The sequence below is a fragment of the Acidipila rosea genome (genome assembly GCF_004339725.1).
Classification (GTDB): Bacteria; Acidobacteriota; Terriglobia; order Terriglobales; family Acidobacteriaceae; genus Acidipila; species Acidipila rosea.
Genome location: NZ_SMGK01000001.1, coordinates 1,107,091 through 1,121,749 on the forward strand (window position 1 = coordinate 1,107,091; position 14,659 = coordinate 1,121,749).

Sequence of the window (14,659 nt, forward strand, 5' to 3'; positions counted from 1 at the left end):
TCAGTTCTCCTTCGCTTCTGCGCGCCGGTTCAACAGTTCCTGCGCCTGCGCGGCCTTGCCTTTTTGGACCTGGCGGAACTTCGTCGCAGCCTCTTCTCGCGTGAGTCGTTCGCCGCAGAGAACAGGTTCCAGTGTGTTCATCAGCAGCATCTGAAGTCCTACGAGTTCGGTGAATATATGGCGTTCCATCTCTTCGCTGTTTCGATGGACGGCCGCGCGGAGAAGAATCTCCCGCGCCCATTCACTGGGAGCCTTGCCGTCCTCCTCCGCAGCGGCGACGATCTTCCTTTCCTCATCGGGTGTCAGTTTGGTCCCGATGCTGCGGGTGCGCGCCACACGCCCTCTCAATCGCTGGGGAAGATGAGCGCTGGTTATGTTGCCGCTTTGCATGTATCCTCCGTGCGCTTCGCGTGAATTGTTCTCAATAGCCCCGGTTCCTTGGTAGGAACGCGATCTGGCGGAATAGCATTCGTTCCAACAAGTTCGCAGCGAGGAACCAAAGTTCCTCGGCAGCACCCTTCCAGGGGTGGAGTGTCGAAATAAACCCGGTGCGCAGCACCGAATGGTCTCACTCCACCCCCGCAGCACGCTTTCCGGCCACTGGATCGCGGTCTGCCACAGAGCCGTTGGGACGCTTCGCAGCGCCGTTCACGGCCTCGCGAGCCGCGCCGTTCTGCGCACCGCTCTGGCCGAAGTGCCGCACGCGCAGGCTCGGCGGAACATGAGTGGCTTCCGGTGTGCGCAGAAAGTCCTGGAAGTCGCGGTCCTTGGCGAAGACATAGGCCAGAGCCTTGTCCACTACTTCATCCGCGGTTGCATGGAGAAACGCAGCGTACTGGTCGATCTGGCTGGCGGTGGTTTCGTCGAGCCGGATCATGGCCGTAATCCGGCGGGTTTGGATGATTTCAAGCAAGGGCATGATGAGCTTCCTTTCGTTGTGGACTGAGAGTTGGCTTTGGAGCGCGTATGGCCTGCTGCGCCGCTCGGAGAATCTCCACGGCATAGACTCGACAATCGGCGCTCGAAAGCTCGAAGCGATGCCGGACTTCGAGCATGGTTAGAACGTCGGAGATCGGTGCTCCTTCGGCCAACCATTGGCGGGCCGAAGCAATGTCGAAGCGTCTCCGATTGCGCACCGGATTCAGCATGGAATTGCCTCCAGTTCCGGCTGCGCTTCTGCCTGAAATACGTGCTCCATTACGAACTGCCGCGTCCTGCGGTCATAGTCGTCCACACGCAGCACTTCGCGAAGGATGCGCCGGCCCGGCTGGCGTTCGATATGAACGACGTAATCGACGGCCTCGCCGATCTCGGCTTCGATGTCTTCATAGGTGGTCTGCTGATGACTGCGCAGTACGAGATTCGCGAAGCGGCGCAACGCCTTGGTTGCAGAGTTGGCATGGATGGTCGCAAGCGACCCAGAGTGGCCGGTATTAAACGAATCGAGTAGCGTCCGCGCCTCCATGCCGCGCACCTCACCCAGGATGATCCGGTCTGGCCGGAAGCGAAGTGCATCCTTGAGCAGTTCCTCGAATGTGACGGACTTCCCGAACGTATGCGTCTGCGACTCGGTGGAGACGACGTTCGGCTTGCGGATCTGAAGCTCCGGCGTGTCCTCAATGATGACGAGACGTTCCTCATCCGGAATGGCGTCGGCCAGTATCCGCAGAAGCGTCGTCTTGCCCGACCCGGTTCCGCCGCTGATGAGCAGCGTCTTGCCTGCCTGAATCTGCTCGGCAAGAAACTCGGCAACGGAGCGCGTCAGCGTCCCGCGCGCAATCAGGTCTTCGACGGTGAAATGGCGGCTGGTGAACTTGCGGATCGATACTGCCGGAGCCGGGCCGACCACTGGCGGAATCCACACCGCAATCCGGCTTCCGTCAGGAAGCCTCGCGTGCAGGCTTGGGTTGTCGTCGTCGAGCCGCTTGCCGAGGTGATTGGCGATCACTTCGAGGCCCGTTCGCAGGCTGGCTGGGGCGAAGGATATGCCCGGCTCCCGGCAGAGCTTTCCGTCACGTTCGGTAAACCAGCTCGTGTCGGGATTGCCCAGGATCTCGCTGACCTCATCGTCGCGCAGAAGTGGCTCGATGGGGCGGAGAAACGGAAGGATCAAGTCGAAGTTCATCGCGTGTGTTTCCAGTCGAGAAGCCCGGCGTGAAGCCGGGCTTCCGGGAATCGAGGAAGAAGCGGCGATTAAGCCGCCTCTTCCTCGGGGTTGAAGTCATCGCCTGCCGTCTCTTCCGGGGCGGCCTTCTCGGCGCGGTCGAGCTTCAGGATCGATGAGAGGCGCACTTCCCAGATGCGTTCCTTTTGGCCGGTCTTCTTGTCCGTCCGCTCGCGGCTGCGCAACTCGCCTTCGACGGCCAGGTGTGCGCCCTTCTTCAGGGTCTTCGCGTAGTCGGCCAGCTTGCCCCAGGCGATGCAGCGGTGCCACTCGGTGTGGTCGATGTACTTGCCCGTCGCCTTGTCCTTGTAGGAGCTTTTGGTGGCCAGCGACAGGGCGGTGAAGTTTGCGTTCTTGGTCGAAACGGCGGTGGCGTCTTTGCCGAGAAATCCGATGAGTGTGATGCGGTTCTGATACATGGTAAGTCTCCTAAGGTTGAATTCCCGGATTGGCCGGGTCACCCATTGGCGAAGCCTGAGCGAGAGGCCCGGCTCCCAAGTGCCGAGCCGCGCTTTCTGGAGCAGGGGCCCAAACTTGCTTTGGGAGAGGAGTCTGGAAAGCAGAGCGGCGATGTGCCGCCGGGCGCCGGAATAGGCCCGAAGCGTGTGACCGGACAAGCAAGGGAGAGACCACGGAGACAAGCACTTCATGGATCGCATCGTCGAGGGTTTTCTCGTGGCTGCTAACGCTGGCATCCAGAGCGCAGAATCGCCCTGCTGCCCCCACGTGCAAGGATGAGGTAAAGGCATCGGCTACCACGCAGGGATTGCACCCACGCAGGGCGGGCGAATGCGGAAGCGTAAAGGGTGCGTTCTGGCCGGAGATGTGTGCGGCGTTGGACATGAAGACTGCCTCGCTTTGGGAAGTGCGATTCTCCTACTCGAACGCCTGGTCGGCCCGGAAGCGGACGATGGTCAATCCCAGAGGATTGATGGCCAACTCGTTGTTCTGCACGTTGTCGCGGAAGACATAGGTCACGCTGGCGGTCCATCGCTCGCGCTTGAGTTCGGTATGATCCGCCGGATTCGTATACACCTTCTCGAACTCAATGCGCGCCGAATAGGGTGACTGCCGGAGATCGTCCAGCACAACGTTCTTGACTTCGACATCGACATACGGAAGCAAGCTGTCATCCCGGTAGGTCTGGATGATTTTGTTTTTCTGCTCCTCGGCAATCACGGCCCGCTGCACGTCGCTATTCAGGAAGTAGAGAGAATCAGTCTGGTCGCGTTCAATCGTGAAGCGATTGCGGCTGAAATAGAGTTCGGCCCAGCGGGTCAGGTAATACTTGTTCTCCGCCTCCTGCGGGCGGTACTGGAAGTTGCGATAGTCGATCGCTTCGGCGCGACCCACATCGTTGATGCGAATGATGAGCGGGTGCATACCGGCCAGCGCCTTCTGACTGCGGAAGACGAGCACGGCGAGCATGAGACAAACCGCAACAAGGCAGAGAATAGTGATCTTGAGCCAGGTATTCATCACCAGCGGATCGCCATACTGTTCGAGATAGCGTTCCGCCGCGCGCGTCATCTCTGGAGTGGGCGTGGTTGTCGTCATCGCGTCCATACCTCCGCATCCCTAAAACGCCCGCAGAATGGCGGCGGTCAACACACCACCCGCCCCGAATCCATGCCCACCGATGTGGCCGGAGAAGAGCGATGCGGTCATGGTTGGAATCTTGAAGAGTATGAAGGCCGCAATGAAGCACAGCATGAGCAGTGCCGGCATGAGTGCGACCAAAACTTTTGGATCGGCAAAGTTCATCGCGCCACTGGCCAGATAGGTGATGAGCAGATGACTCACAACGCTCATGGTTGCGGCTGCGACCACCTTATAGAACTCAAAGCCGACGAATGCCTTCAGCCACCCCCAGAAGAGGAAGTCTGTCTTTTCGAAGACCATCCACGGAATGAAGACCGGCCCGAGCAGACCAATCACCGTTGCACCGATCGCTCCATAGGCGATAATGACTGCGATCAACGCAGTCAAAATGCTGAGGACGATCTGAACGGTAAAGGTACAGAGCAGGGTATATGGTTCCGTAAAGGATGGCGAAGAGATTCCGACATTGGAAAGGGCTTTATGGATGGTTGCCTGCACTTCCTGTGTGGAATCATGTCCGATGTAATCCACCAGAGTGCTGGTGCCACCGCTGACAAATCCTTTGAGAGAATAGTCGATGCCGGGAATCGAGCCGTCATAGAACCTTACAAAGCAATAGGCGAAGGTAATCAGTAGGAAGAAGTTCAGGAACTTTGCGACGTTGAAACCTGGGCCACCCTGCGCGGAGGCCAGCGCCTCCTGAACGCCAAACCAGACCATCATGATGGTGGCGAGCGACAGCACCATGTGCAGCCCGAGCGCGTCCACGGAAGGCGCGACTGTCGCTGTCAGGTTGTCGCAGCCGTTCTTGATGAGAATCAGAAAGTCCATGATTGCCATCCTTTCTCAGTAGTGGAAGGCCCACTCGGTGCCCGCGCTCGACTGCTGCGGCGTGAGTTCGTTGAAGTTCTGCTGATAGCTGTTGCCGGTCTGAAACAGAGATTTCAGATTGTCCTGCTGCACCTTCTGGCCAACCATTTGCTGCAAGGCGTTGGCTTCAAGAATCTGATTGGTTTCCTGCTGCGAGCGCAGCTCGATCAGCAGGGCCTGATTGATCCGCTGCAAGGTTGCCATCTCCGTATGCTGGGACGGGTCGGTGGAATGACTCACGGCTTCGAGTTGCGCAATGTCGGCCTCGCGCTGCGCGGAGGCGGAACGGATAGCTCCGACGGTCTCAAGGCTCGTTGCGTTGACGGCGTTCGCCAGATCGACCGTCGCCCCCTGTGCCGCAATCGCCTGCTGGCCCTGCGGGCTGAGCGAGCTGTACCCGGCGATGCGGCCCGTTGTGTTGATGCTGGCCGCCTGTGTTGCCGCCGGCGCACCATAACCCGTTGCGGCTGCATTCATCCATACGGATGAGTTGCCATAGGTGTTGGCCGGCTGAATGATCGCGGCCCACTGCTGCGGTCCGAGCGTGCCGTAGGTTGTGTAAAGCGTCTCGGGCAGGCTCGCCATCTGACGCGCTAGGTTGTATGCTCCAATGACATTTTGCATGGTGTTGACGGTAGTGGTGTACAACTGGCTTGCCTGCCCAATCTGCTGAATGGCGTGGGCGGACTGCGTCGGGTCAAAAACGATCCCTGAACCAAATTGGGCGCGGGCGGGTAACGTTGCGGCAATTGCCGTAGCGATGGCGAGTATCAGTTGGCACTTCATGGTGCATTCTCCTCAATCATTTCTTGGCACGCTCGGCCTGAAGCTGTACCAACGTTGCATCCAGGTTTTGTTTCTCAGCAGAGCATTTCGTGCTGAGTGTAGGAGGTACCTTGAAATACTCAGCCGAGCAGTCTTGCTGAAACTGCTTACCAAGCTGGTCATACTTTTTTTGCAGAGCGTCGACCTTGGCCTGATGGCTCTGACACCCAAGCACGGTGATGGCAAGAATTGCGGTGAATCCAACAAAGATAGCGGTGCGGCGCATACTTCCTCCTTCAGAACGACTGTGGAATGGTGTGGTTCTCGTATGCGGGCAGCAGCATGTCCTGTGTGAAGTAGACCTTCACCCGATGGCCTTCGCGGATCGTAATCGTCGGCGGTATCTCCAGAAACTGGTCGAGCACAGAGGTAGCCGACTGCGAAACGCTGGCGGAGGCCCCGGTCGCAAATGCCTGCGACCCGCTGGTAGAAATCGTACCTCCACCCTGCTCAATTTCGCCTGCACCGGCGATCACACCCAGCGCAATCGACATTCCAAATATCTCCAGATAATGGTTGTTCACCTTGTCTTTCAGGCCCTCGGCTCCCGACTGGTTCAGGCCCTGAAACTGGTCGAGATCGACTGAATAGCCATCCGGCATAATCATGCGGTGAAAGACGACGGCCATGCGCCGCTGCTGGCCAAAGCCGGATGCGCCGATCTTCCGCGCCTCGCCCAGCACGATCGTCCCTTCCGGAATCAGCACATGTTGGCGATCATGCGAGTAGACAGGATTCGAGACCAAAACCTTGACCGGACCGGCAGCATCACCGTCCAGGCGATTGATGAGAACTGTGTCCAGTACCGTACCTTCGTAGACCACATACGGCTGACCGGTGGCCGAATCGATGTTCACCTCGGGCCGGTGCTGCGGCTGACTTTGTGACTGGCCAGCGCTTGGTGCCTGCGGCGCAATCAGGCTCGTATTTGCAGATCCCAGCGGAGCCACGTATGGATATGCGTTCGCGCCTGCAACAGGGGCCGGTGGGTCGATGTTCGCAGAGGCGGGCGTGTGTTGCTCCGGATGCGCCGATTGCTGGGCTTGCGAGTAGACGAGGTTCGAGGCAAAGCGCGAGGCGTAAGCCAGCTCGCGATCCTTTGCTGCGAGCTGTTGCTCGGTTTGCTCGGCGGGAGAGAGTTGTTGCTGCGACGGCGCACAGGGCTGGCCGGGAGCGCACGTAGACGACTGACCTGTTGGCCCGTAGGCCGCAGCAACGGCCTGCTGTGCTGCGGTCATACCCGCAACCGGGCTTGTTGCTTGTCGTTGCGCAGCATCCTGAGCGGTCTGCGCTTCGGCGGCGGCCACCTGACTCTTAAGGTCGGCGACATTGTTGGCGGTATTGTCCTGGAGCACCGGCTGCGGAGCGTCGTGCCCGCTACCGTTCTGCTGTGCGGGCGGCTTCTTCGCTGTTCCGCTGAAGACCGCCGCCACAATCACCAGCAGCGCCGCTCCCAGGTAGAGCGCGGGTTTCAGGTTCTTCGGCACGACACCTGCGGGCACGCGCTCCTCGCGGCGCAGCTCCGGCTCAACAACTTTGTCGTTCGGAAGATTTGTCACTGACTCAGCCATCGCGCACCTCACGAATGCTTGCGGGAGAACTCCATCCGCTTCTTGCCCAACTCGACATAGCCGGAATCCATCACCTTCGGAATCACATAGGTTCCGTTCGAGAGCTGATACGTCACCAGATTTGGCTTGCCGTCCCGCATCTCGTAGACCGAGAACTTCTCCGGCGCATCGGTCTTGATGTAGGTGAACTTGTCGTCGTGATAGATCGCCTGAATATCGAACGGCGGCTCGTTGGCCTTGAAGGTGTAATCGAACTTCAACTGCATCGGATAGGCGCTCTTGTACTCATCCACCGCCTGCGTGATGTGCGATTCTACGGCGGCGAGTTGCTGCTGGGATTGCGCCAGTTGCGCTGCCGGTACGAACTGCGGCGGGCCACTGGAAGCGACAATCGACGAGCGGTCGGCAAGAACTACGATCACTTTCAAATCAGGTGTTTCGCTCGACTGTGAAACATCCTGCAAGGTGAAGCTGTAGATGTTGCCCTTATCGGTGATGAGGTTCAGATTGGAGGAGATTCCAGCCTTCGCCGGATGCACGAAGCAGAAGTTGCCGACGATATCGACCACCCAAAAATCCTTGTCGCCGGTCGCAGCTTCCATGATCTTTTCTGTCGCCGGAAGCTCAATCAGGGTCGTGTACTTGAGCTTGGCGTGAATCGGAACAATATCCTGGGCGTGATACTGCACGGTGCGCGCGGAAGCGTCCTGCGCGATTGCTGGAACGCACGGAATGGCGGTGAGGAGGGCGAGTGGAATGAGGATGCGTTTCATGCGGCAACTCCTTTCGGGCGAGAATGTGTTGCGTTTGGCAGCGGCTCCTCGGCCAGGCGGCGCAGACCTTCGGCGAAGCCGAATTGGTCGAAGTATTTCCACTTCTTCAGGTTTTCGTTGGCGCTGTTGACGGCGATCCAGTACGAAACAGGATCGACATTCAATCTCACTCGTTTCGAGCTTTGCGCCTTGCGGATCAGCATCTGTCCTGGCGGAACGAGTCCGTCGATCAGATCCAATTCCATGTCGTTCAGATGAAACGCTTCGGCATAGACCGCGCGGTCCATCTCAGGGTTGGCGAGGAATATTTTTGCCGGACAGCACTCGGCGACAACCGGCAATAGTCCCGATTCCTGCAATTCCTTGAGCGACTGCGTGGCCAGCACCATCGCCGCGCGATGCTTGCGCCAGGTCTTCTGCGCCTGCACCACGTAGTTGCGAATCGTCTCGTTGCGAAAGAAGAGCCATGCCTCGTCCAGCAGAAACATCTTGAAGGTGGCGAGCTTGCTTGGATCGGCGATCTCGTTGCCGGCCCGGTGCAACACATAGAACAGCAGCGGCTCCAGCACTTCCAGCGCATCGTTCCATCCTTTGAAGTTGAAGGTCTGGAAGGGAGCGAACGTAAGCGTGTCCTCGGCGTTGTCGAAGAGAAACCCGTACTGTCCCGCGCGCGTCCAGCGATGCAGCCGGTCCTTCATTTCGCCGATGATGCTGGCCAGATTCGACACCGTGCGCTGACCCGGCTCCAGTATGTACACGCGCTCGATTGCATTCCAGAGCTTCTGCTCTTCCTTGAAGTCCATCCGATAATGCTGGGCGCGTCCTTCGATCAGCACGCGGAAGAAGCTGAAGAGAAATTGCAGATTTTCTGGCGTCTGTGGCAGCGAGAAGGGGTTGATGGTGAAGTCGCGCGACTCGCGCCCGACGTTCAAATACGTTCCGCCGAAGATGCGCGTCACTGATTCGTAGCTGCCGCCAATGTCGAAGATGTACGTCTGCGGCTGATACTTCTGTGCGCTCTGCACAAGAAACACGGACAGGAACGTCTTGCCCGAGCCGGTCATTCCAAGAATCAACGTGTGTCCCACCTCGCCGCAGTGCAGATTCAGGTAGTAGGGCGTATCGTTGTCGGTTTCGAGCACGGCCAGATATTCGGCATCGAGATACGCATTCCTTGTCTCGCCGGGAAGGATCGTGAACAGGAAACTCAGGTCGGCGTAGTTGGTGTTCAAGAGATACAGCTTGCGGAGATTGAAGGCGTAGTTGCCGGGCACGATGGCGAAGTAAGCGTTGAGCTGGTTGTAGGTCTCGGCAAACAGGCTGCCGTCGGCATTGGTGAAGACTCCCGCGAACTCACCGGCAAGTTGTTCGAGCGCCAGACGGTCTTTGCCGTAGAGCACGATGGTCAGCGAGAACTCGCCCAGTTGCTGTCCATCGCCCAGCGCCCGCAGGCAATCGCCCAGGTTTTCGATGTCGGCCTGCTTCGACTCATCGACCAGCACGTCGCGCGGATTGGTCTTTGCCGCATCGTTGCCCATCTGCGAGACGAAGCCGGTTTTGGCGATATTGAAGTGCCGCCTGCGCTTGTTGACCTCCTTGCGCGCCTTGTCCGCTGGAAGGTGCATCCACTCCGTGCAGGCCATAAAATTTGTCGGAATCTTCAAGAGTGCATCGAGCGCGAGCGGGCGAGTCTCAGCTACGGCTTCCTTCATCGTCAGTACGCGAACGAAGTGATCGCCCACCCGCAGATGATCGCGCTCCGATTCAATGTCGGAGTGGCACACCTGAAAATCGAGGAACTGCGTGTGCTGGGGCCTCCCGGCAATCCGCCAGTCGTCGTAATTGAGCAGACGGCGGAAGAACCGAAACTGGCCTTCCTGATCGAGCACCTCCATCGGCGTCAGGTCGCTGAGCTGTTTCATGAATGCCTGCACTTGGCTGGAGAGCCGGGCAAGATCGCGCTCGATCTGCGACCGCAACAGGCGCTTCATCCCGCGCCCGCTGAACTGTGCCTGCAGTTCATTCCAGCCGCCCGCCGGATCGCGGAACATCTGCGCCAGTGCGGCGCCAACACCGGTCTTCGACCGCGAGCCGCGAATCAGAATGCAATAGTAGATTTCGATCTCGAAGAGCCTGTCCGCCTTGTCTTCAAAGAACTGCCGCCGCCGGTCCTGGCTGGTCTGCACAATTGGGTCATCGTATTTGGCAAATGGAATCTGTGGCCGATTCGTTTTGAACAGGTACTGGTAGACATGGAAGCCGGGGCCGAAGAGCTTGAGCGCCGCTTCCAGCCGTTTCACGGCATACTCCTGCTGTCCGTGATCGAGGCTCTCGTAGTCCACGCCTGTTACGTGGAGCACCATGCCGAGGTCGCCGGATTTGGTTAGGAACGCCGTGTCGTTCCAGAAGCCGTACAGGTTGAGGTGGTCGCACAGCGCGGCGGCGTCCTTCCACGGCTGGATGACCTTGTCGATGCGCAGCATCAGACCACCTCCACGCGCGGTGTGCTCTGTTTGGCCGCGTCATAGCGTGGCTTGTACCGCTCCGCCTTGGCCAGGATGCGAAGAAATGCCGGATCGGTCGCCGTCACCCAATGGCCAAACGCGTAGCCGCCCAGAAAGACAGCCAGCCCGGCCAGCAGACTGTTGAACAGGTTGAACGCGCCCACGGCCCCGACGCAGACGAAGTAGAACAGTGTCCGCTCCACGCCCAGATAGGTGAGGGGCTTGTGCAGGCTCTTGAAGACCCGATTGCGTCGCGGGTTGTGCGTGTGTGTCTGCATCGAATGCCCCTCACACTTGTAGAAACTTGAATGGCGGTAGTTGTGGCCGGGGAACTCAGATTCCCCAGAGCCAACTCAGGACGTTGACCGCGAGCACGGCAATGCCGGTCCCGGCGGCCACTCCCGCCAGCGCCTTCTTCGCGCCCGGCTCGCCATGCGCGAACTGGTAGCCGCCGATCACAATGGCGATCAGGCTCGCCACTCTGGCAACCGTCCCGGTGAAGAGGAGCTGGAGCGCGGTGAATCCCGTATCGAAGGGCGAGCCGCTCTGCGCAATAGCGGCGATGGGGAAGAGAAGCGGCAGCGCAGCCATCAGAATCGTCGGCCACCAGCGGCAGCGATGTTTTTCAGACAGCGCTTCCGAAGACTTCCTGCCCGGCTTCTGAGTGTGGCATTCGGAAATTCTTTGCGGAATCATTGGCACCTCCGACGGCAAGGAATGTTGCCGTCATGTGCCAAAAGTTAGCGCCGCTTTTCTGCTCTGTCCAAGACTTCTTGTCTATGGCGCCATAGACCGCAGCTATGGCCAAATGGGCATGTCTGCATGATGACCGAGCCATCGCTGAACTCCACATGGAGACGGGTCGATGGTAGGTTTACTTCGTTTCAATTTGCGATTTAGTGTCAAGCGAGAATCATTCCCAGTGACATCGGCGCTTTTCAGGAGTCATCCATAAAAAACGAGAACTTGAGCACAATCGCCCGAGTGAAACCAGCGACCCAAAAACCTGGGCGCTCGCCCTCTGCATCCCACGCCGTTACTGAACGTTCACTATCGTCAGCTGGCCTCCCTCGGTTGCAAACGCCGTGGTTCCGTCCGGTGTAGTCGAAACAGAGGAAAACAGGCCCGCTGCATATTGTTTCGTGGTAGTTGGCAGGGTTGCACTTGCCTCGATAACCGGATTTTGCGGGTGGTAGCCGTCGATTACGTAGAAAGTGCCGGAAGCAAGGACATACGCAAGATGTGTTTGGTCCGAGTACGTGGCGGAATAGGCGAGCAGCGATTGAATGACTGGTGAACTCTTAAACGTTAGTGCTCCAACGACCAAGGGCGAACTGACGTTTGTCAAGTCGAAGATCGTAGCGCCGCTCGGGCCGACAAGGAGTACTGTACGCGACCCGATATAGACGCCATTCGCGAACCCGCCCGCGCCATTCGGAGCGCCAGACACGGTGGAATTCTGGCTGCTCATCGTGACTGCCCCCAGCGAACCAGACGAAAGATCGACTACCCACACGTCGCGTTGACCGAACATCACCAGCTGTTTGCCGTCAGGTGAGATTGCCATGTAATCTACCTGATACCCATTAAGCGAAATCTGCGACACGGATGTCATCGAGGATGGCACCGTCACGTTGAACTGAGTGATTCTGCTACATGAATCGGAGACATACGCTTGCGTCTGGTCTGGTGAGAGGACGACCGACATAGCCTGGCAGCTAGTCGAAGCAGCCCCAATGAACGCGGGTGCCGCTGGATCCGCCAGATTGAATCCCTGCAAATAGCCTTGACTATCCGCGATAAATGCCGTGTTTGTCGTCCCAGAATAGGCCACTTGGTAATAGCCGGCCCAGCTATAGGGGGCATATATCTGAGAGGTATGCCCCTCAGCAGCAGGACTAGTGGGAGTCGAAAGAGAGAAGGTGTACAGTCCGCCATCTCCTGAGCTGACGCTGCACGATAGCGTTACGCTACAGCTATCAAAGCTGGTAACTAACAACGTCTTTCCATCAGACGTGACCTGGCTCGAAGATGGGATTCCAATCTGGTTGAGGGAGCCCGCAACACTGACGTTCAAACCCTTTACCGCGACCTGGGCCGACCCGGGGGTCGGGCCGGAAATTTGCTCCGTGGCTGTGATGTTCGCAGTCCCTGGGTTTCTAGTTGCCGTAACGGTCGCCAGCCCCACGGATTGGAGTGTCCCAGTTGGAACCGGGACTCCGCTTGCCGGTACGAACGCTACGTTTTCGTCGTCGCTCGCCCAACTCCATTGGAAGGTGGAGGAGCGCAATAAATGCGAGTTGGAATCGTAAGCCCCCGCCGTGAGGCTGTCCGATGCGTCGATTGGGAGCGTAAGGGACGACGGCGTGACCTGAACTTTGTCGATGGGATCTTTGCTTCCGACCGAAATGTTAAATGGACTGAAAGGTCCGGCACCCGGCTGATTCTTGTTCGTCTGCGGCTCGGAATCGAAGTTCAGCACGGCCGTGGCGGTTACATCCACCGGGAGCCCGTTAAAGAAGCTGGTGACCGACGTGGCCGCGGAGGAAAGGTATTGGGAGACTTTACTCGCGTCTCCGGTAATTTGGCAGACATCATCCAACACTTGCAGGCCGACTCCGAGGTTGACACAAGCAGTGGTAATGGCAGTTGATGCGGGCGTCGCCTCGGGAAAAAACGCATCAAGGGTGTACGACAGCCCTGCGCACATGGCAGTGCCCAAAGCCTTATATGGCGTTCCTTCCGCCGCCGATACTAACTCCGCTTGATTTAGAGCTTTGCATGTCGACTGAAGTGGTTGCACGGTGGACTGCACCAGATCGTCGACGGTTTGCAGACTTGGAACTGAGGTGCCGGTTGGAAGGTGGGCTTGATACACACCATTCCCGTTGAGGTCGGCCCGTATTGAACCTCCAAGAAAGGTGCCGCTTTCCGTGATGTCGACAGTCGCATCGTTTTCCGGCAGATCGTCGTAGCTTGTCACGTTGACCGTAACCAGCGAAGGATCGCTGGCCGCAGCCGCATTTTGTTCCTTCCGCAGGTTCTGTCTGGTCCGCTTTGCCGCCGCTGCAACGGCGCGCGCGGCAGTCGTACCGGAGGAGGAACCGAATGGTGCGGTAAATACAAAACTGTCATCGCTTGAGAATGCGGTCACGGTGGGTGGAGCTGCGTTCGAGGGCCAAAGGATGGCAAACTCACTTCCATCCGACATTCGAAAGTCCACTGGGAGTTCCTGCTGATCGAACAGAACGGTTTGTGAGGTGCCGTTCGGATGAGTGATTTGCGCGGAAGTGATCGTGCTGAGGTCCCCATTGGCGTTTCGCGTGCCGTTGTATTGAACGACGCTCCCGTCTGTGTCTCGAAAAGAAACCAAGCGGCTGGCTGTTATATCGTCCACCACGGTAAATCCTGAGTTGTTTGGCGAGACGGTCAGCATGGACGAACCCGACATATTCGCGCTCGACGCCGTGATCGTGGTGGAACCCGCGGCAAGGGCGGAAGCAACACCTGCCGCTGAGATCGAGGCGGAACCCGGTGTCGAGGAACTCCAACTGACCGAGCCGGTAATGTCCGCGGTGCTGCCGTCGTTGTAGCTGCCTATGGCTTCAAATTGCTGGGCACTCCCGAGATATAAAGTCAACCCCTGCGGTAATACTTTAACGGCGGTTAGTGCTTTCGCACTGACCATCAGCCCAGCTGACCCGGTAACGCCCGACAGCGAAGCCGTGATTGTGTCCGTGCCTGCAGACACGGCAGCTGCCAATCCCGCATTGGAGACAGTAGCGATAGATGGGTTCGAAGAACTCCAGATCGCAGAATTGGTAACATCTTGAGTTGACCCATCACTCAGGGTTGCCGTTGCTGTGAGTTGCTGGGTCTGCCCGGCATTTAATGTGACGTTAGCGGGTGTAATCGCAATCGACTGGAGAGTGGGCGTGGATTGGGTCTTTCCGCCCGAGTTGCCAGCCGAGCCACCGTTACCGCATCCCGGCAACAGAACGTAGAACTCGGCCACGAGCACGAGTATTCCAAGCCTAACCAAGGCTTTCATGTCGTTCAACCTCGCGCACGGCACCATTTAGAAGAATATCTTCACCAATCTCGGCGGTCCGGCCGAGGCACAACTCATTCAATTGAATGAGCACGAGAGGCATCAGTAATCCCTTTGAGGAAGTAAGAGATGGCCGTAGGAGTAACGGCGAAAAAATTTTAGCATGAGCGCGTAAGCTTGTCAAGCGGCAGGAAGAGGCGCTTGACTGAGTTCTGGTGGTTGGGTGACCTCATGGCTCTCCGCTTCATCGGCTCGTAGACAAGCTGGCCAACTGAGATTTCCGATCATTCCTGCATGCA

The 14,659-nt window shown here is 58.2% G+C and carries 14 protein-coding genes; all 14 read right to left on the reverse strand.

Annotated features, from left to right (window positions below):
• The 14 genes from C7378_RS17640 to C7378_RS04560 all read right to left on the reverse strand — a co-directional run bounded on the left by C7378_RS17640 (position 1) and on the right by C7378_RS04560 (position 14,360).
• Complete coding sequence (locus tag C7378_RS17640) at positions 1 to 390, reverse strand: plasmid mobilization protein (protein ID WP_165876652.1); 390 nt, start codon at positions 388 to 390, stop codon at positions 1 to 3.
• 178 nt (positions 391 to 568) lie between these two features.
• Entirely contained in the window at positions 569 to 919 is a 351-nt protein-coding gene (locus C7378_RS04500; protein WP_131992249.1) for a hypothetical protein, read from the reverse strand.
• Positions 920 to 1,141: 222 nt separating this feature from the next.
• Positions 1,142 to 2,125, reverse strand: coding sequence for a TadA family conjugal transfer-associated ATPase (locus C7378_RS04505; protein WP_131992252.1), 984 nt, complete (start codon positions 2,123 to 2,125; stop codon positions 1,142 to 1,144).
• 68 nt (positions 2,126 to 2,193) lie between these two features.
• The gene (locus C7378_RS04510; RefSeq protein WP_131992255.1) at positions 2,194 to 2,583 is read right to left on the reverse strand and encodes a single-stranded DNA-binding protein; all 390 of its coding nucleotides are present in this window, start codon (positions 2,581 to 2,583) and stop codon (positions 2,194 to 2,196) included.
• Between the two features lie 457 nt (positions 2,584 to 3,040).
• A complete protein-coding gene (locus tag C7378_RS04515) occupies positions 3,041 to 3,721 on the reverse strand; it encodes a VirB8/TrbF family protein (protein WP_165876653.1) in 681 nt (226 codons plus the stop codon).
• A gap of 21 nt (positions 3,722 to 3,742) precedes the next feature.
• Complete coding sequence (locus C7378_RS04520) at positions 3,743 to 4,597, reverse strand: type IV secretion system protein (RefSeq protein ID WP_165876654.1); 855 nt, start codon at positions 4,595 to 4,597, stop codon at positions 3,743 to 3,745.
• A gap of 15 nt (positions 4,598 to 4,612) precedes the next feature.
• Entirely contained in the window at positions 4,613 to 5,422 is an 810-nt protein-coding gene (locus C7378_RS04525) for a hypothetical protein (RefSeq protein WP_131992264.1), read from the reverse strand.
• 16 nt (positions 5,423 to 5,438) lie between these two features.
• A complete protein-coding gene (locus C7378_RS04530) occupies positions 5,439 to 5,687 on the reverse strand; it encodes a hypothetical protein (RefSeq protein WP_131992267.1) in 249 nt (82 codons plus the stop codon).
• 10 nt (positions 5,688 to 5,697) lie between these two features.
• Entirely contained in the window at positions 5,698 to 7,032 is a 1,335-nt protein-coding gene (locus tag C7378_RS04535; protein WP_131992270.1) for a TraB/TrbI/VirB10 family type IV secretion system protein, read from the reverse strand.
• An 8-nt stretch (positions 7,033 to 7,040) separates the two neighbouring features.
• Positions 7,041 to 7,805, reverse strand: a complete 765-nt coding sequence (locus C7378_RS04540; protein WP_131992275.1) for a TrbG/VirB9 family P-type conjugative transfer protein — start codon at positions 7,803 to 7,805, stop codon at positions 7,041 to 7,043.
• Positions 7,802 to 10,288, reverse strand: coding sequence for a VirB4 family type IV secretion system protein (locus tag C7378_RS04545; RefSeq protein WP_131992278.1), 2,487 nt, complete (start codon positions 10,286 to 10,288; stop codon positions 7,802 to 7,804). Before C7378_RS04545 ends, C7378_RS04540 begins: the two co-directional genes overlap by 4 nt.
• The gene (locus C7378_RS04550; RefSeq protein ID WP_131992281.1) at positions 10,288 to 10,587 is read right to left on the reverse strand and encodes a VirB3 family type IV secretion system protein; all 300 of its coding nucleotides are present in this window, start codon (positions 10,585 to 10,587) and stop codon (positions 10,288 to 10,290) included. The genes C7378_RS04545 and C7378_RS04550 overlap by 1 nt, the downstream gene beginning before the upstream one ends.
• A 55-nt stretch (positions 10,588 to 10,642) precedes the next feature.
• The gene (locus C7378_RS04555; protein ID WP_131992284.1) at positions 10,643 to 11,005 is read right to left on the reverse strand and encodes a TrbC/VirB2 family protein; all 363 of its coding nucleotides are present in this window, start codon (positions 11,003 to 11,005) and stop codon (positions 10,643 to 10,645) included.
• 340 nt (positions 11,006 to 11,345) lie between these two features.
• Positions 11,346 to 14,360: an Ig-like domain-containing protein gene (locus C7378_RS04560; RefSeq protein ID WP_165876655.1), complete on the reverse strand. Its 3,015-nt coding sequence runs from the start codon at positions 14,358 to 14,360 to the stop codon at positions 11,346 to 11,348.
• Positions 14,361 to 14,659 lie beyond the last annotated feature (299 nt).